The organism is Lentzea sp. (genome assembly GCF_036380075.1).
Taxonomy (GTDB): domain Bacteria; phylum Actinomycetota; class Actinomycetes; order Mycobacteriales; family Pseudonocardiaceae; genus Lentzea.
The window spans coordinates 22,140-39,335 of the sequence record NZ_DASVFL010000356.1; the positions used below are offsets into that span (position 1 = coordinate 22,140).

At 69.7% G+C, this 17,196-nt stretch carries 18 protein-coding genes; 8 read left to right on the plus strand and 10 right to left on the minus strand.

Annotated features, from left to right (window positions below; translation table 11 throughout):
• The first annotated feature begins 59 nt into the window (after positions 1-59).
• Positions 60-935, plus strand: coding sequence for a hypothetical protein (locus VF330_RS37645; RefSeq protein WP_330856511.1), 876 nt, complete (start codon positions 60-62; stop codon positions 933-935).
• 140 nt (positions 936-1,075) lie between these two features.
• Here VF330_RS37645 and VF330_RS37650 read toward each other — a convergent pair whose 3' ends face one another.
• The 4 genes from VF330_RS37650 to VF330_RS37665 are packed head-to-tail and all read right to left on the minus strand — an operon-like array spanning position 1,076 to position 6,213.
• A complete protein-coding gene (locus VF330_RS37650) occupies positions 1,076-1,681 on the minus strand; it encodes a GTP-binding protein (protein ID WP_030470877.1) in 606 nt (201 codons plus the stop codon).
• Positions 1,662-2,432 carry a DUF742 domain-containing protein gene (locus VF330_RS37655; protein ID WP_330856512.1) on the minus strand — a complete coding sequence of 257 codons (771 nt, stop codon included), beginning with the start codon at positions 2,430-2,432 and terminating at the stop codon, positions 1,662-1,664. Before VF330_RS37655 ends, VF330_RS37650 begins: the two co-directional genes overlap by 20 nt.
• A gap of 29 nt (positions 2,433-2,461) precedes the next feature.
• Positions 2,462-2,881, minus strand: coding sequence for a roadblock/LC7 domain-containing protein (locus VF330_RS37660; protein ID WP_030470879.1), 420 nt, complete (start codon positions 2,879-2,881; stop codon positions 2,462-2,464).
• Positions 2,878-6,213, minus strand: coding sequence for a nitrate- and nitrite sensing domain-containing protein (locus VF330_RS37665; protein WP_330856513.1), 3,336 nt, complete (start codon positions 6,211-6,213; stop codon positions 2,878-2,880). The genes VF330_RS37660 and VF330_RS37665 overlap by 4 nt, the downstream gene beginning before the upstream one ends.
• Before the next feature lie 482 nt (positions 6,214-6,695).
• On the opposite strand from VF330_RS37665, the gene VF330_RS37670 reads away from it, so the two are divergent.
• Positions 6,696-7,673 carry an ABC transporter substrate-binding protein gene (locus tag VF330_RS37670; RefSeq protein WP_330856514.1) on the plus strand — a complete coding sequence of 326 codons (978 nt, stop codon included), beginning with the start codon at positions 6,696-6,698 and terminating at the stop codon, positions 7,671-7,673.
• A gap of 54 nt (positions 7,674-7,727) precedes the next feature.
• Here the strand turns inward: VF330_RS37670 and VF330_RS37675 are convergent, their stop codons facing one another.
• The 5 genes from VF330_RS37675 to VF330_RS37695 all read right to left on the minus strand — a co-directional run bounded on the left by VF330_RS37675 (position 7,728) and on the right by VF330_RS37695 (position 10,996).
• Entirely contained in the window at positions 7,728-8,540 is an 813-nt protein-coding gene (locus VF330_RS37675; RefSeq protein ID WP_330856515.1) for an LppU/SCO3897 family protein, read from the minus strand.
• A gap of 83 nt (positions 8,541-8,623) precedes the next feature.
• Positions 8,624-9,190 (minus strand): LppU/SCO3897 family protein, encoded by a 567-nt coding sequence (locus tag VF330_RS37680; RefSeq protein ID WP_330856516.1) that lies wholly within the window; start codon positions 9,188-9,190, stop codon positions 8,624-8,626.
• 126 nt (positions 9,191-9,316) lie between these two features.
• A complete protein-coding gene (locus VF330_RS37685; protein WP_330856517.1) occupies positions 9,317-9,829 on the minus strand; it encodes an LppU/SCO3897 family protein in 513 nt (170 codons plus the stop codon).
• A gap of 52 nt (positions 9,830-9,881) precedes the next feature.
• Complete coding sequence (locus tag VF330_RS37690) at positions 9,882-10,367, minus strand: LppU/SCO3897 family protein (RefSeq protein WP_330856518.1); 486 nt, start codon at positions 10,365-10,367, stop codon at positions 9,882-9,884.
• Positions 10,368-10,417: 50 nt separating this feature from the next.
• Positions 10,418-10,996, minus strand: a complete 579-nt coding sequence (locus VF330_RS37695; RefSeq protein WP_330856519.1) for an LppU/SCO3897 family protein — start codon at positions 10,994-10,996, stop codon at positions 10,418-10,420.
• Between the two features lie 332 nt (positions 10,997-11,328).
• Between VF330_RS37695 and VF330_RS37700 the strand changes: the two genes are divergently transcribed.
• The 6 genes from VF330_RS37700 to VF330_RS37725 all read left to right on the plus strand — a co-directional run bounded on the left by VF330_RS37700 (position 11,329) and on the right by VF330_RS37725 (position 16,975).
• Complete coding sequence (locus VF330_RS37700; protein ID WP_330856520.1) at positions 11,329-12,969, plus strand: DNA repair helicase XPB; 1,641 nt, start codon at positions 11,329-11,331, stop codon at positions 12,967-12,969.
• The gene (locus tag VF330_RS37705; RefSeq protein ID WP_330856521.1) at positions 12,966-13,394 is read left to right on the plus strand and encodes a hypothetical protein; all 429 of its coding nucleotides are present in this window, start codon (positions 12,966-12,968) and stop codon (positions 13,392-13,394) included. Before VF330_RS37700 ends, VF330_RS37705 begins: the two co-directional genes overlap by 4 nt.
• Positions 13,395-13,471: 77 nt before the next feature.
• Positions 13,472-14,152, plus strand: a complete 681-nt coding sequence (locus VF330_RS37710; protein ID WP_330856522.1) for a response regulator transcription factor — start codon at positions 13,472-13,474, stop codon at positions 14,150-14,152.
• On the plus strand, positions 14,149-15,528 hold the full coding sequence (locus VF330_RS37715) for an ATP-binding protein (RefSeq protein WP_330856523.1): 1,380 nt from the start codon (positions 14,149-14,151) through the stop codon (positions 15,526-15,528). Before VF330_RS37710 ends, VF330_RS37715 begins: the two co-directional genes overlap by 4 nt.
• A gap of 77 nt (positions 15,529-15,605) precedes the next feature.
• Entirely contained in the window at positions 15,606-16,040 is a 435-nt protein-coding gene (locus VF330_RS37720; RefSeq protein WP_330856524.1) for a GerMN domain-containing protein, read from the plus strand.
• 8 nt (positions 16,041-16,048) lie between these two features.
• A complete protein-coding gene (locus tag VF330_RS37725; RefSeq protein ID WP_330856525.1) occupies positions 16,049-16,975 on the plus strand; it encodes an o-succinylbenzoate synthase in 927 nt (308 codons plus the stop codon).
• Here the strand turns inward: VF330_RS37725 and VF330_RS37730 are convergent.
• Positions 16,965-17,196, minus strand: a 232-nt coding sequence (locus tag VF330_RS37730; protein WP_330856526.1) for a Uma2 family endonuclease, incomplete at its 5' end; no start/stop codon positions are given. The two genes, VF330_RS37725 and VF330_RS37730, sit on opposite strands and share 11 nt — an antisense overlap.

Below are 17,196 nucleotides of genomic sequence, written 5' to 3' on the forward strand. Positions count from 1 at the left end.
GCGTCGGTGGTGCGGACGTTCCCGAGACACGTCCGCACCGACCAAGGAGGTCTCGCACGATGGCCAGCTCCCGGTGGGCTTTGAGAGCCGCCGCCACCGTCACGGCACTGGCGTTCGCCCTGCCGTTCTCCTCGGGCACGGCGTCCGCCGACCCGACCCTCGTTCTCCCGCAGCAGGACCACGCCAACCCGGAGGTGAGCCGCGGCGTCGACCGGGTCGGCGTCGCCGTCGTGGACGACAGGGACATCCCGGCCGTACCGGGCCTCACGGCTCTGGCAGGCCTGGATGTCAGCGCCGGTGTGGACGTCCTCGCGGACGTCGACGCCGAGGTCGACGCGGTGGTGGGCGTGACCGCCGACGCCGCGGTGGCGGCAGACGCCGATGTCGCCGCCGACGTGAGCGCGACGGCTGACCTGGCGCCCACCACCGTCGTCGACCTGAGGCCCGTGATCGACGCGGACCTCGACGCAGTCGTCGACGCCGACCTCGACGCTGACCTCGATGCCGTGGTCGATGCAGACCTCGACGCAGTGGTCGACGCGGACCTCGATGCCGTGGTCGACGCTGATGTCGACGCCGACCTCGGTGTCGTCGCCGACCTCGACGCCGACGCGAACCTCGGTGTCGACCTGGACACCGATGTCGACGTCGACGCGAGTGTCGGAGCCGATCTCGACGCCGACGTGAGCACGGCGGTGGGCATCGACGACGTCGACGTGGACGGAATCGTGAACGCCGACGTCGATGCGGACGTCGACGCGGACCTCGGCCTCGGTGTCGTCGTCGACGCCACCGACTACCACTGCCACCACCACGGCCTGCTGGACGGCCTGCTCGACATCGACCTCGGCGCCGTCGTGGGCGCCGGCGTGAACGTCGGCGACGGTGGCATCGACCTCGGCGCGATCCTCGGGATCGGGCTGAACATCGGCTAGCAGCACGTCACGGCGGAAGGAGCACTGCTTGGACGATCAGCGAGGCAACTGAGGCAGACCGCAACGACGAGGCGAGCGCCGCACCCGAAGGTGGCGCTCGCCTCGTCGCACGTTCTGCAGTTGTCCCCGTCGAGAGCAGGTCAGCCCGCGCGGACCGACATCCACTGGCGCATGGCGTGCTCGACCAGCGTGATGAGCGTCTGCTTCGTCGACTGCCGGTTGCGCGCGTCGCACGTCACGATCGGCACCGACTCGTCGATCGTCAACGCCTCGCGCACGTCCTCCAGCCTGTGGTGCAGGAGTCCGTCGAAGCAGTTGACACCGACGACGTACGGCAGCTGCCGGTCGTCGAAGAAGTCGATCGAGGCGAACGCGTCCGCGAGCCTGCGGGTGTCGACCAGGACGATGGCGCCGATGGCACCACGGACCAGGTCGTCCCACATGAACCAGAAGCGGTGCTGACCCGGTGTACCGAAGAGGTACAGGATCAGGTCGCTGTCGAGCGACACGCGGCCGAAGTCCATCGCGACGGTCGTGGTGACCTTGTTGGGCGTGGCGGAGAGGTCGTCCACCCCCGCGCTGGCCTCGGTCATCACCGCCTCGGTGGTCAACGGGACGATCTCGGACACCGAGCCGACGAACGTCGTCTTGCCCACACCGAAGCCACCCGCCACCACGATCTTGGCGGAGGTCGTCGGCTTCCGTGCGCCCTCGGCGCCCTGGGGACTAGAGCCTGCGAAGCCCACTGAGCACCCTCTCCAGGAATTCCATGGAAGGCCGGTCCCCCACGACCAGACCGCCCTGGTGAATCAAAACCAATCCCATGCTTGCCATGTCGCCGATCAACACCCGCACGACGCCGAGTGGCAAGCGCAGGAGTGCCGCGACCTCGGCCACCGACCGCGTGTCCACACACAGCCCGCAGATGGACCTGTGCTCGGGAAGCACTGCCGCATCCCGTTCGAGGCCCTTCTCGCTGGTCGAAATCAGCGCCTCGATAGCAAGGTCGTAGTCGGGTCGTGTGCGTCCACCGGTGCGTGTGTAAGGCCGCACCAGTGAACCCGAGTCCGCAGCTGCATTCTCCTCTGGGCGCACAACGGACTGTGCACCGGTGTTGTATGCCGGCTGCGCACCAGTGCTGTACACCGGCTGCGACCCCGTGGTGTACGGCAGTTGTTCTGGTACCGCGTCCGGCATCTCGTGCTGGCCGAAGAGGTCCGCACCGGGTCCACCGAACAACCCGGTGCCGTACCCGTCTATGTCGAACCGGTTCGGCACGTCGTCGTACGGATACGACGACGAGTCGTCCACCTCACGCTGAGACATATCGCCTAGCCCTTGCCCTGTAACCCGCTCATCGTGGGGTGCGTCCTCGGCTTCCTCTGGATCTTGGGGAATCGCGTCAGGCTCGTCGAACTGAAAGCCACCAGCTGCCCACTCCTGGTAGTTGAAGTTCCTACCGAGTCCACGGCCTCTAGCGCCAGGTCTCCCAGCCATTTGTTCTCACCCCTGAACCCAAGTGAGGTCTAGCGACGGACCACACCCTGAAGCTGCGCGCGCAGCTCAGGGGTGAGTTGTTGGCCGACTCTCTCCACCAAGAGCGTCATCTCGTAAGCCACCAGGCCGATGTCACAGTTCGGTGCCGCCAGGACGGCAAGGCACGAGCCGTCACTGATCGACATGAGGAACAGGTAGCCCCGCTCCATCTCGACAACGGTCTGGTTGACCCCGCCTGCCTCGAAGCAGCGGGCAGCACCCTGTGTGAGGCTGACCAGCCCTGACGCGACGGCGGAGAGCTGCTCTGCACGGTCCCGGGGCAGCCCCTGGGACCCCGCGAGCAACAGCCCGTCCGCGGACACCACGACGGAATGTGCCACACCGGGCACCCTCCGCACGAAGTCGGTGATAAGCCAACCAAAGCTGCCTGGCTGCGCTGCGGTCGTCACTCCTGCTCCTCGTTCTGCCGGCTCGACTGGTCACCAGCGTATGCCTCGATCATGGCGTGCCGGCCTCGCCGGACACCGCTTTGCAGACTCGACATCCGTCCGCGCACCGCGTCGGCGGTGCGGGGCGGCAGCGGCGGGCGCTGCGCTGTCTGCGTCAGGGACTGCGGCTTGGGTGCTGCAGATCCTGGCACGAGCTGAGCCTTCGGTGTCCGTTTCGGCAATCCTGCCGTGGTCTTCGTCTCCGGCGTCTTGTTCAACAACGCCTGAGCCGCTTGCCATCCCTCATCGGCAGGCGATTGCCAAGCCGATTCGGAAGCGGGCGCCGTGGCTGGAGTCTCCTCCAGAACGGGCTCCGGTTCCACAACTCGCTCCTGCTCGGCCGGTGCCACTTCTTCCTCGACCGCCTTCTGGACCTTCGCGCGCGGCTGGCGCACGGGCAGACCAGCGGCGGACGTGGTGGTCGGTGCCACCGCGGGGACAGGTTTGCGGGTACGGGTCGGGAGCTCCGGCTCCGGCCCGTCCGACAACGGTGGGGTCGTCGGGGGCTCGTCGATGTACTCGACGCCGCCCTTGTCGACGCTGCCCGGTCCGGACTCGACGTGTCCGTTGGACGCGGCCGCCTCGTCCCCACCCGCGGCCGGGCGGACCGGCTGGGCCGTGGACGCGGACGTCTCGCTGCCGACCGCCTGGAACCACTGCGACAGGACGGCCTCGTAGATCGGGAGCCGCTCCGTCGGGGCGTCCAGGTCGTGCTCGACCTGCTTGCCGGAGGTGCCGTTGCGGTGCCCCATGCCGATGTCGAGGCGGCCCTGGTCGACCGAGGCGCGCGAGACGCCGTTGGTCGAGGCCGGCTCGTCCTCGATCGGCGGGATGGGCACGAACTGCGTGGTCTCGTAGCCCGGCTCGAAGGAGATCTCGCCCGGCTCCTCGTGGCGGTCCTCGTAGGCCGTGAAGAGCGTCGGCTCGCCGAACGAGCCCTCCGGCTCCACGGCGGCGAGCTGGTCGCGGCGCCACCGCTCGGACGGCGTCGAGTCCTCGATCGGCGGGTCGCTGTAGACGGGGATCGCCGTCGCGCCCGCACCGGTGTCGGTGATCGAGCTCGGCACGAAGTTGACCGGGATGCTCGGGCTCGAGTCCTCGATCCGCGGCGTGAGCCCCGTCGAGCCGGTCGAGCCGCCGAACGCGCCGGCGATGCCGCTGGCCCTCGTCGCCGTCGTGCCGATCTCGGTGGTGTGCTCGGCCGGCACCTGCACCGGCGACATCGCGGGCGACGACATGTTCGGCGACATGCCGAACGCGGAGGCCAGCGAACCGGAACCGGTCGGCGGGGTCGAGACCGGCGTCTGGCCGGGGATCGCGACGAGCGTCTCCGGCACGATCACCAGTGCCGTCGTGCCGCCCTCGATGTCCTCGTTGCCGCGCAGGCGGACCTTGATGTCGTGGCGCTTGGCGAGCCGCGCGACCACGTACAGGCCCATCCGGCGGGAGACGGCGACGTCGACGTCCGGCGGGTCGGCCAGGCGCTCGTTCGCGTCCAGGATCTCCTGGTCGCCCATGCCCACGCCGCGGTCCTGGATCTCGATCGCCAGCTCGCCCTTGCGGGTCTTGGCCGTGCGGACGGTGACCTTGGTGACCGGGTCGGAGAACGCCGTGGCGTTGTCCAGCAGCTCGGCGACGAGGTGCACGAGGTCGTTGACCGCGCGGCCCTGGACCGTGAGGTCCGGGGTCTGGCCGACCTGCACGCGGGCGTACTGCTCGACCTCGGAGACCGCGGCGCCGAGGACCTCGGCGGCCGGGACGGGCCTGGTCAGCCGCCGTGAGAGGTCCGTGCCCGAGAGGACCAGGAGGTTCTCCGAGTTGCGGCGCATGCGGGTCGCGAGGTGGTCCAGCTCGAACAGCGAGGCCAGCTGGTCCGGGTCCTGCTCGTCCTGCTCCAGCCGGTCGATCAGGTTCAGCTGGCGCTCGACCAGGGCCTGAGAGCGGCGGGAGAGGTTGACGAACATCGCGTTGACGTTGTCGCGCAGGAGGGCCTGCTGGGCGGCCAGTCGCACCGCTTCGCCGTGCACCGCGTCGAACGCGCGCGCCACCTGGCCGACCTCTTCCCGCGTGTGCACGGGCACGGGCTCGACGGCGTTCTTCGCCGCGTTCTCCGGGTCCGGGTCCGCGAGGATCCGCTCGACCGCGTCCGGGAGACCGTGGTCGGCGACGTCGAGGGCGGTGCGGCGCAGCGTGCGCAGCGGGTTGAGGATCGAGCGGGCGACGAACAGCGCCATGAGCAGCGCGAGCGCGAGGATCGCGAGCACGATGCCGGACTCGATGTACGCCCTGGTGCGGGTGTCGCTAGCGAGCTCGTCCGTCTTGTTCTGCAGCTGCTCGACCAGCAGGTTCTCGACGTCGCGGGTCAGGTTGACCGTCAGCGTGGCGGCGATGTCCCACTTCTCGGACGTCAGCTGGGTGAAGTCCCTGACCGGGCGGGCCTGCTGGTTGAGCGCCGACTCCTGCATGTCGTTCGCGGTGTCGACGATCAGGCCGGTGACGGTGTCGTCGTAGATCTTCGCCTGCTCCGCCGTCGCGGACTTGCGGAAGTCGTTGCGGGCCGCGTCGAGCTCGGCGTCGGCCGCCTGCAGTGCCCGCGTCTGGGACGGGGTGAACCCCTTGCGCTGGAAGACGTCGAGGAGGATCGCCCGCTTGAGCGACTCCTGCTCCTTGATGCGCGCGATGGCGTTCGTCGTCAGGTGCAGTCGCACCAGCTCGGGGTCGTTGACCTCGGAGATCGTCTGCTCACCGAGGCCGATGAGCGTGTCGATCGACTCCGAGTAGGTGCGCTGGACCGCTTCCGCGGGGTACTGGGTGTCGCGCACCGAGTTGCGGAGGCTGTTGAGGCGGTCGAGCTGCTTGGCCGCGACCTGGAACCGCTCGACGGCGGTCGGGTTCAGGTCGGAGCTCAGCTCGGAGATCTTGGCGTTGAAGGCCTCGCTGGTGTCGTTCACCCGGCGCAGCTGGCGCTCGAGGACGACCCGGTCGACCTTCTTGTTCGACGCGACGTAGCTGACCGACAGGTCGCGTTCGCGCTGGAGCTGCTGCACCAGGTCCGCGACCGCGGTCTCGAGGCGGATCTGGTTCGCGAGGTTGTTGAACTCCGTCGCGGCCTGGAGGTCGCCGCGGACGCGCAGACCGCCCAGGGCGAGGGCGCAGACCGTCGGGATCAGCAGGACGGCGAGCAGCTTCGTGCGCAGCCGCCAGTTGCGCAGGCGCCATGGCGCGGATCGGGCAGGTCCCGCACCGGGGCCGGCGGCGACGTCGCGACTCACCGGGTCCGGTGTCACGTTCATCGTTCCGTCACCCAGCGCAGCCAGTCCGTCACCCGATTCGGGCCTTTCGGAGCGTGTGGTGTCACCCACGCCAAACTGGCTGGGACCTCTCTCACGTCGGGCCACTCTGGGCTTCCTCTTCCAGCAGCAGTGTCCCGGTCTCTCCCCAGGACCGAGCATGGACTCGTCAAACGGGCCGAATTGCAGCACAGAGGCGGTTCGCCCGGTGAGGCGCCCTACCCCGTCTGAAGACACGTCGGTCGACAACAACCTGTGCCACCCGGCGGGGAGCGTAATGGTCACCCCCTGTCCGGGGGAAGTCTCCAGAAGCACTCACCGTATCGAGATGGGGTGTCGTTTCATACGTTCAGGTGGTTAACATCCCCGGTTGTCGGCACGACCCATGTCCGTCCGAACTCCCAGTTGGGACTGCGGGCCACCTGGTCTGTGGCGACACTCACTGATCAATTCGATGCTACTCAGGCCTACCGGCGAGAGGTGCCATGGCTACCCGAGCCAAAGCTCTGCGGCTTGCCGCAGTGCTCATCACGTGTGTTCTGACCGCGAGCTGCGGCCTGTTCGGAGGTTCGTCGAACGGCGGCAACGCGGACGTGGAGCGCAACATCCTGCGCATCGGCGTGCTGCCCGTCGTCGACGTGGCCCCGCTGCGCATCGCGCTGACCGAAAAGCTGTTCGAGAAGGCCGGCCTTCAGGTCAACCTGGTCACGCAGCCGACCGAGGCCGAGGCCATCAAGCAGCTGGACACCACGCTGGACATCACGTGGGCCACGCACGTCAGCCTCTTCCGCGCCGTCGCCGAGGGCACCGAACTGCAGCTGCAGGGCGAGGCCTACCAGGCGGGTCAGAACTCGATGGCGCTGGTCACGGCCGCGACGTCGGACTACGACGACCCCGGCAAGGTCGCCAGCCCGACCATCGCCGTGAACAGCGAGACCGACATCGGCGCGCTGACGACGCGTGCCGTGCTGGACACCGCCGCGGTCGAGAAGCAGAAGATCAAGTTCAAGCCCATGCCGTTCGCGGACATGGAGAACGCGCTGACCTCCGGCACGGTGAGCGCGGCGTTCATGATCGAGCCGTTCATCACGAAGGCGCAGCGCAAGATCGGCGCGAAGATCCTCACCGACACCGCGCGCGGCCCGACGCTGGACTTCCCGATGTCCGGCTACGCGGCGTCGAAGAAGTTCGCCGACGCCAACCCGAAGACCCTCAAGGTGTTCCGGGACGTGCTGCGCGAGGCCCAGCAGCGCGCACAGGCCAACAAGCTGGCCGTGCAGGACTCGCTGACCAGCTACGCCGACGTCGACCAGCCGACCGCCGCGCTCGTGTCCGTGGGCACGTTCCCGCTGTCGCTGAACCCGATCCGGCTCCAGCGGGTCGCCGACATGATGGACACCGAGGACGTGCTCTCGGGGCGTCTGGACGTGCAGCAGCTGCTGCCACCGGGCACCACGAGCTAGCTGTTCGAAGGCACGGGAAAAGGCGGGCCGACCGGCCCGCCTTTTCGCACGCGGTCACTTCCCCGCGAGCGCCGTGACGCAGTAGGTGATGCCCGGCGAGGGCTCGGTGTAGGAGACCGCCGTGGCCTCACCGCAGTCCGCCGTGGCCGCCTTGACGACCTTCTCGATCTTCACGACCTTCTGGACGGCGAACTCGTTGGCGCCCTTGGAGCAGTCGACGACCTTCATGCCCTCCATGTTGATCTTGACGAGCTCCTCCTCGTAGCACTTGCCCTCCTCGAGCTTCTCGACGAGGCAGAGCTTCAGCGAGGAGCTGCGCCGGCCGCTCTCGGTGTACTCGGCGTAGTCGTCGCTGGGGCAGGCTTCCGTGGTCGAGTTCATGGCCTTGGCGATGAAGTAGTTCGCCTCGGGGGCGCCGCAGTCGACCTTCTTGTACTTCGGGCTGATCGTGGTGCCCGTGACGCTCGCGCAGTCACCGGCCTTGGCCGACGGCTCCGTCAGGCTGCTCAGGCCACCGCTGAGCAGGGCGCGGACCAGGATGAACGCGCCGACGAGCACGACGACGCCGACGATCGCGCCGATGGCCTTGCCGGCTCCGCCCTTCTTCGGCGGCGGGGCGTAGGGCATCGGTCCGCCGGGCGGCATCTGGCCGGGCGGAGGGCCGTACTGACCCGGCTGTCCCTGCTGGGCGTACGGGTCACCGGGATAGCCCTGCTGCGGCGGCGGGCCGTACTGGCCGGGCTGCTGGTGCTGCTGCGCGTAGGGGTCGGGCTGGCCGTACGGCTGCTGGCCGTAGGGCTGCTGCGGCTGCCCACCGGGAGGCGGTCCGTAAGGCCCCGGCTGCTGGGGGTAGTTGGGAGTGGTCACTGGTTTCCCTCCGATGGGTCGCGCGAAAGACGGCGAAACCGGAGCCGTGGGACACGACTCCGGTTTCGCGAGTTCGAAGCCCGTTACGCGGGTGCACCGGTGCAGTAGTTCAGCTTCACCTCGGGGTAGGCGAGCGCGAGCTCCCCCTCGGCACACTGCGGTGCGGCACCGTCCTTGGCGGCCTTCGTCACCTTGAAGACGGCCGACTCGGTGCACTCGGCGACCTTGAGACCCACACCGCCGCTATTCTCGGCGTAGCACTTGCCCTCGGCGAAGATCGGCGCGAGGCAGAGCTTCGTCTTGGGCCCGCGACGCTGGGTCTGCGTGTACTCGTCGTAGTTCTCGCCGCACACCTCACCGGTGCCGCCGGACTTGGCGACCGAGTAGTTCGCCTCGGTGGCGCCGCAGTCGACGTGCTTGTACTCCGGGCTGGTCGACGTGCCGGTGATGCTGGCGCACTCGCCGACCTTCGCCTGGGCGACGTCGCTGGTGAAGTAGTTGAACGCGTAGATCGCGCCGGCGGCGACGACGAGGCCGACGACGTAGGTCAGGATCCGCTTCAGGATGCTCGGCTTCTTCTCCTGCTGCTGCGGCTCCGCGGGTGCGGGCTGCTGTGCAGGAGCGGGCGAAGCGGACTCAGTGGTGCTCATGCGGTTCTCTCACTTCCGGAATTACCCCAGTCGGCCCATGCCCCCCGACACAGCCGGAGCAGAGAGTGCCACGCACGGTGGAGCACCGCTGGAGCTTTACGGAAACGTTACGGCTGCTTGGATCACCTACAGGGTCGTGGTGCAGTAGGTCAGCGTTACCCCGGGGAAGCTGAACCTCTCCTCGCCCGCGGCGCACGGCGGCCCCGGCACGTCCTTGCTCACCCTGGTCACCTTGAACGCGTCCGCGGCGCAGTCCACCGGCTGGAGCTCCATGCGCCCGGAGTCCACGGGGTAGCAGGCGCCCTCCGTCCACAGGGGAACGAGGCAGATCCGGACGTCCGGGTCCTGCGCGCGGCCGGGGACCATGTCCGTGAAGGAGCCCGTGCAGCTCGCCGACTTCGCGACGGTGCCCGTGACCACGTAGTTCGCGCCGGCCGACCCGCAGGTGACCGCGTCGAAGTCCGGCTGGGCCACGTCACCGGTGACGTTCGCGCAGTCGCCCTGCGCGGGCTTGCGGACCGGCGTCAGGAACTCGGTCATGCCGTAGATGGCGACGGCCGCGACGACGAGCGTGGCCGCGTAGGTCGCGATCCGCTTCCGCAGACTCGTCCTGGGCGCGGCCGGTTCGTCGATGATCACGCCGCAGAGGGTGCCATGTGGACGGACGCGCGCGGCGCGGTATGCCGCAAGATCACTGCTTGCGCTGGTCACCGCGGTGCAGGCAGAAGGTGACGGCGGGCTCGGGGAAGACGGCGGCCCGCGAGTCCCCGCAGGCCGCGCCGTCGGTGGAGCCGGTGAGCACCTTGTCGACCTTCACCGCGTCCTTGGTGGCGCAGTCGACCTTCGCGATCCCGGCCTCGGCGTCCTGGCCGTAGCAGGAGCCCTGCACGAAGTTCGGCATCAGGCAGAGCGTCGAGTCGCCCGTGTACGTCGAGTAGTCCATGCCGCCCGACGGGCACTTGCTCTCGTTCCACTGCAGCACCTTGGCGACCTTGACGTTCGCCTGCTCGGACCCGCAGTCGAGCGCCTGGTAGCGAGGGCTGTCGAGCGCACCGGAGATCCGCGCGCAGTCGCCGGCCCGCGCGGTCTTCGCGACGTCCCCGAGCTGGTGCAGGACGAACCCGCCGAGCAGCAGGAGCGCGACGACAGCGGCGATACCCAGGCCGACCTTCTTCATGGCCTGGGTATCGGCTTCAACCGGGGCCCGACTCAACCGGGTTCACCCGATCAGGACCCTTCGTGCACGCCCATGCAGTAGACGGAGGCGGGCTCGCTGAACCGCAGCTCGCTCGACCCCTCCGGGCACACCGTGCCCTCCTCGGGCAGCCCGTCGACCTTCTTCACGATCTTGACCGGCGACTCCCTGGTGCAGGTCTCCTTCTTGAAGGCGCCGTCGTCACCCGCGGTGTAGCAGTTGCCCTCGGAGAGGTTCGGCATCAGGCACAGCGAGTCGCCGCCGGACTTGACCGGTTCGTAGATGCCCTCGTCGGGGCACGGGTCCTCGGCGCTGTTCAGCACCTTGGCGACCCGGTGCGTGGCGGCGGTGTCCCCGCAGCTCTTGCCGGAGATGTTCCAGTCGCCGTCGGGCTTGTCCACGTCCTTCGGGGACGCGCTGACGCAGTCGCCGACCTTGGTGCCGTTGAGCGCCGTGAGCGCCCACACGCCACCACCGACCAGCACGACCGCCAGCACGCCGACGATCACGAACTTCAGCCAGTTGTTCTTCTTGGGCGACTCGTCGGTCTCGGCGTCCGCCGGTGCCACGTCGGCAGGGGTCTCGACGGGGTCAGTCGACTCGGTGCTCATGGGCGAGAACGTACGACACCTCGTGTTGGCTGGGTGTGTCGGCTCACAGTTGGTGTCACCAGTTGACGCAGGTGGGGCGGTTGGAGCGGGCGCCGTGGTCTGGCTGCGGGGGTTCGCTGCGGCTCGCTTCTCGCCGCTGGCTTCCTGGCGTCAGCTGTTGCCGCATCTGTTGTCCGGGCCGCACCCGCTGTCTGGGCCCGCCGCAACTCCAGGGCTCTTGTCCGCTCTCTTAGCCGAGCGCGCTCCTCGCTTCAAGCGCGCCCCTCCACATCAGCGCACCCCCTGGGAACGCGACCACACCGCATTTGGCGTCGTCAGGGAGACTTGTCGGCGTGACCGATGGCCCCTTGATCGTCCAGTCGGACAAGACGCTGCTGCTCGAGGTCGACCACCCGCTCGCCGACGACGCGCGCACGTCCATCGCGCCGTTCGCCGAGCTGGAGCGGGCGCCGGAGCACGTGCACACCTACCGGGTGACGCCGCTGGCGCTGTGGAACGCGCGTGCGGCCGGGCACGACGCCGAGCAGGTGGTGGACGCGCTGGTGCGGTTCAGCCGCTACCCGGTGCCGCAGCCGTTGCTGGTGGACGTGGTCGACACGATGGGTCGCTTCGGGCGGCTCGTGCTGACCAACAACCCGGCGCACGGGCTGGTTCTGCACACCAACGACCGCGCGGTGCTCGAGGAGGTGCTGCGCAACAAGAAGATCGCGCCGATGTTCGGTGCGCGCATCGACGACGACACCGTCATCGTGCATCCCAGTGAGCGCGGGCGGCTCAAGCAGCTGCTGCTCAAGGTCGGCTGGCCGGCGGAGGACGAGGCCGGGTACGTCGACGGCGAGGCGCACCCGATCGAGCTGGCCGAGGACGGCTGGAAGCTGCGCGACTACCAGCGGCTGGCCGCGCAGGCGTTCTGGGCGGGTGGCTCCGGTGTCGTCGTGCTGCCCTGTGGCGCGGGCAAGACGTTGGTCGGCGCTGCGGCGATGGCCGAGGCGCAGGCGACGACGCTGATCCTGGTCACGAACACCGTGGCGGGACGGCAGTGGAAGCGCGAGCTGATCGCGCGCACGTCGCTCACCGAGGAGGAGATCGGCGAGTACTCGGGTGAGCGCAAGGAGATCAGGCCCGTCACGATCGCGACCTACCAGGTGATCACCCGCAGGTCGAAGGGCGAGTACAAGCACCTGGAGCTGTTCGACTCGCGCGACTGGGGCCTGATCGTCTACGACGAGGTGCACCTGCTGCCGGCGCCGGTCTTCCGCATGACGGCGGACCTGCAGAGCCGCCGTCGCCTGGGGCTGACCGCGACGCTGGTGCGCGAGGACGGCCAGGAGGGCGACGTCTTCTCGTTGATCGGGCCGAAGCGCTACGACGTGCCGTGGCGCGACATCGAGGCGCAGGGCTGGATCGCGCCCGCCGAGTGCACTGAGGTCCGCGTGACGCTGACGGACAACGAGCGCCTCCAGTACGCGACGGCCGAGCCCGAGGAGCGCTACAAGCTCTGCTCGACCGCGCGGACCAAGCTGCCGGTGGTGCGGCGGATCCTGGAACGGCACCCCGACGAGCCGGCGCTGGTGATCGGCGCCTACCTGGACCAGCTCGACGAGCTGGGCGAGGAGCTGGGGGCGCCGGTGATCAAGGGGTCGACGAAGAACAAGGAGCGCGAGGAGCTGTTCGACAGGTTCCGCACGGGCGAGCTCCGCACGCTGGTCGTCTCGAAGGTCGCGAACTTCTCCATCGACCTGCCGGAGGCGTCCGTCGCCGTGCAGGTGTCCGGCACGTTCGGTTCGCGGCAGGAAGAGGCCCAGCGCCTCGGCCGGTTGCTGCGGCCCAAGGGCGACGGCCGGCAGGCGCACTTCTACTCGGTCGTCGCGCGCGACACGCTCGACACCGACTACGCCGCCCACCGGCAGCGCTTCCTCGCCGAGCAGGGCTACGCCTACAAGATCGTCGACGCGGACGACCTGGTCGGATGACCACCTGGTGGATGTGGAACCCGGCTGGAACCGTCCCCGCGCGGCGGTTCCGGTCGGAGGCCTCGCTGGCGCGGTCGGCGCCGGCCACCGAGGTGGTCCGCTCGGACGACTTCACGTGCCCCTCGCAACGCCGCCGCGCCACCGCGGCCCGGTCCGACTTCCTGTCGGTGACCGGCGACCCGGTGCAGGTGGCGCTGGTCGAGCAGCACCTGTGGACGCTGCTCGTGGCGCTGCGCAAGGCCCAGCCGGTGCGCGACGCGCTGGCGACCGCCGCCCCTAAGGCGGGACGGGCGGCGCTGGTCGCCGAACCGTCGCGCGAGCTGGCCGAGCTCGACCGGCGCTTCGACCGGTTCGCGGCGGCCCTGCGGGTTCTCGTGACCGACCCGACGCCGGAGCAGCTGCGCCACACCGCGGCCCTGGACTAGCGGCGTGCGGGCCGCCGTTACGCAACGATGACACTCCTTGGACGTCCTCATGAGACCCGTCCGGAAGGCTGGAGGTCATGCCGCGCGTACTGCTGATCGAGGACGACGAGGCGGTCCGCGAGGGACTGTCGCTCGCCCTGACCTACCAGGGGCACACCGTGGACGCGGTGCGCACGGGCGAGGAAGGCCTCGAGCTCCTGGCGAACGTCGCGCCGGACGTCGTCGTGCTGGACCTCATGCTGCCCGGCGTCGACGGCTTCGAGGTGTGCCGCCGCATCCGCGCGTCCGGTGACCTGCCGATCATCATGCTGACCGCGCGCAACGACGACATCGACGTGGTCGCGGGCTTGGAGGCGGGCGCCGACGACTACGTCGCCAAGCCGGCGCAGGCGCGCGTGCTCGAAGCCCGCATCCGCGCGGTGCTGCGCCGCTCGACCGCCTCCGTGGTCGAGGTCGCCGCCGAACGCCACGGCGACCTGACGATAGACCGCGACGGCCTGGTCGTCACCCGGCTCGGGCGGCCGGTGTCGCTGGCGCCGACCGAGCTGCGGCTGCTGCTGGAGCTGTCGTCGGCGCCCGGCCGCGTGCTGTCGCGCCAGCAGCTGCTCCAGTCGGTCTGGGACCAGGGCTACCTCGGCGACTCGCGGCTGGTCGACGCGTGCGTGCAGCGGCTGCGTTCGAAGATCGAGGACGACCCGGCGGCACCCGTCTACGTCCAGACCGTGCGCGGCTTCGGCTACCGCTTCGGACCGCTGTGACGCTGCGCCTGCGGCTGCTGCTCGCCTTCGGGTTCCTGAGCATCATCACGGCCTTCGCGGTGGCCGGCGCGGGCTACGTCCGTGCGCGCGACGCCATCGTGCAGCGGGCCCAGGACAACGCGGTCGTCGAGATCACGAACCGCGTCGAGCAGCTCTACCCGTTGTCCGCCCGCCCGCTCTCGGCCGCGGCCCTGGAACGCATCGCCGGCCGCGTCTCGGGCCGCACGGACGCGGCCGTGGCGTACGGCAACGGCCTGTCCGCGGGCGGCATGGATACGTCCGTGATCACCTCCGAGCTGCGTTCCCTGGTGTCGTCCGGACGCGTGGGCTGGCAACGCGTGCCGTACGCGGACAGCGTGTGGCTGGTGGTCGGCATGCAGCTGCGGCTGTCGTCCGGCGAGGCGTCGGGGATCGAGGTGTACGTGCTGCGGCCGTTCACGTCGGAGACGGCGTTCATCGGCGAGCTGGCCCAGAACGCGTGGCTGATCGGCGGCGCCGGTCTGCTGCTGGCCCTGGGCCTGGGGTTCCTCGCCGCGCGGGGCGTGCTGCGCCCGGTCCGCGAGCTGCAGCTGGCGGCCTGGCAGCTCGGCCAGGGCGACCTCACCGCGCGCGTGCCGGTGCGCGGACGCGACGAGCTGGCGTCCGTGGCGACGACGTTCAACAGCACTGCCTCGTCGCTGGAGCACCACGTCGGCGAACTGCGGCGCATGGAGGCAGACGCACGCCGTTTCGTGGCAGACGTGTCCCACGAACTGCGAACCCCCCTCGCCGCGATGACCGCCGTGACCGACGTCCTCGACGCCGAAACGGCCGCACTGCCGGGCGTGGCGGGTCAGGCGGCGCGGCTGGTGAACCGCGAGACGCTGAACCTCACACGCCTGGTGAACGACCTGATCGAGGTGACCCGCTTCGACTCCGGCACGGCGGCCCTGGCGCTGGACGACGTGGACGTCGCCGAGGTCGTGACCTCGTGCCTGCGGATGCGCGGGTTCTCGGCGGAGGTGACGGCGTCGCTGCCGTCGGGGGTGCGCGCCCGGCTGGATCCACGGCGGCTGGACGTGATCGTGGCGAACCTGGTGGGCAACGCCCTGCGGCACGGTTCGCCGCCGGTGTCGCTCGCGCTGACCGTGGAGGGTCCGTTCCTGGTGATCGAGGTGGCCGACTCGGGGCCGGGGTTGTCGCCGGAGGTGCTGCCGCACGTGTTCGCCCGCTTCTACAAGGCCGACTCGGCCCGTGGCCGGTCGGAGGGCAGCGGGCTCGGGCTGGCGATCGCGTGGGAGAACGCGCGGCTGCACGGGGGAACGCTCGTGGCGGCGAACCGGCCCGGGGGCGGGGCCGTGTTCACGCTGCGGCTGCCGCTGGAGGGTGGGGCGTGAGGCCGAAAACTGTCGGTGCCGGCTGGGAGAATGGAAACAGGGGGACCCCCTGGAGGGGACCCCTGCGTCAGCTTTGCGTGGCGGCGCTCGTCCTCGCCGCGCTCACCGCGTGCGGCATCAGGCCCACCGACCCGATCCCGGGCCTCGTGGCGCCGACCGGTCCCGTCGAGAACGCCGCGCCGTCGCTGTTCTGGGCCTCCGAAGGCAGCGTCATCCCAGTCAGCCGCCCGCAGGTCAGCCTCACCGGCTACGACGTCATCGCCCTGCTCGCCCAGGGCCCGACCAACGACGAGCAGGCGCGCGGCCTCAGCACCGAGGTGCCGTACGACGCGGCACCCGCCACGGTCGACCGGGTGGCGAACGGGCTGGACGTGAACCTGTCGACGGACGTCTCGCAGCTCAGCCGCGTCGCCGTTCAGCAGATCGTGTGCACCGTGCTCGGGGTCCAGCCGGTCGGCAGCGTGAACCTGCGGGGCGGCGGGCATTCGCTGGAGTTCCAGAAGTGCGCTTGAATCGGCACGTGCACGTCTACTCCATCCCGATGCGCGCGCGGTTCCGCGGCATCACCCAGCGCACCGGACTGCTCTTCGAGGGACCGGCCGGGTGGGGCGAGTTCTGCCCGTTCGAGGAGTACGACGACGACGAGGCCATGGCGTGGCTCGCGTGCGCGCTGGAGGCGGCGAACGAGGGCTGGCCGGCGCCGGTGCGTTCGCGGATCCCGGTGAACTGCACCGTGCCGGTGGTCGAGCCGGCACGCGCCCACGAGATCGTGGCGAAGTCGGGGTGTTCGACGGCCAAGGTGAAGGTCGCGGAGTCCACTGTGGCCGAGGACTGCGCGCGGCTCGAGGCCGTCCGCGACGCGTTGGGACCGCACGGGTTCGTGCGGATCGACGCCAACATGATGTGGGACGTCGACACGGCCGTCACCGCGATCAAGGCGATGGACAAGGCCGCTCAAGGCCTCCAGTACGTGGAACAGCCGTGCCGCACGCTGGACGAGCTCGCCGCCGTGCGCCGGCGGGTGAACGTGCCGATCGCGGCGGACGAGTCGATCCGCAAGGCCGACGACCCGCTCAAGGTGGCGGTGTCGGGAGCGGCGGACATCGCGGTGATCAAGGTGGCGCCGCTCGGCGGGGTGCGGAGGGCGCTGGAGGTGGCCGAGGCGTGCGGGCTGCCGTGCGTGGTGTCGTCGGCGCTGGAGACCTCGGTCGGGATGGCGGCCGGGGTGGCGCTGGCGGCGGCGCTGCCGGAGCTCGAGTACGCGTGCGGGCTGGCGACGCTGCAACTGCTGGACGGGGACGTGACCGGCGACTCGCTCGTGCCGGTGGACGGGTATCTGCCGGTGCTCGGTCGGGCTCCCGTGCCGGATCGCGTCTTGGAGTTCGAGAGCGGTGACCGGGCTTGGGTCGACCGGTACGAACGGGTGCTGGCCAAGCTCAGTCGATGAGCCGGTCGATCTGGATCTTCAGGGGGAACGGTTCGGTCGCCTCGTAGATCCGGGTTTCCGCGGGTGCTTCCTGGTAGCCGAACTCACCGGCCAGATGCATCGCGGCCAGCGAGACCGGCTCGCCGAGGTCGATGATCCAGTAGTGCGGGATGCCAGCGTCGGCGTAATCGTGGAGTTTGGCGTGGTAATCCGTGCGACGAGAACTCGGGGAGAGCACCTCG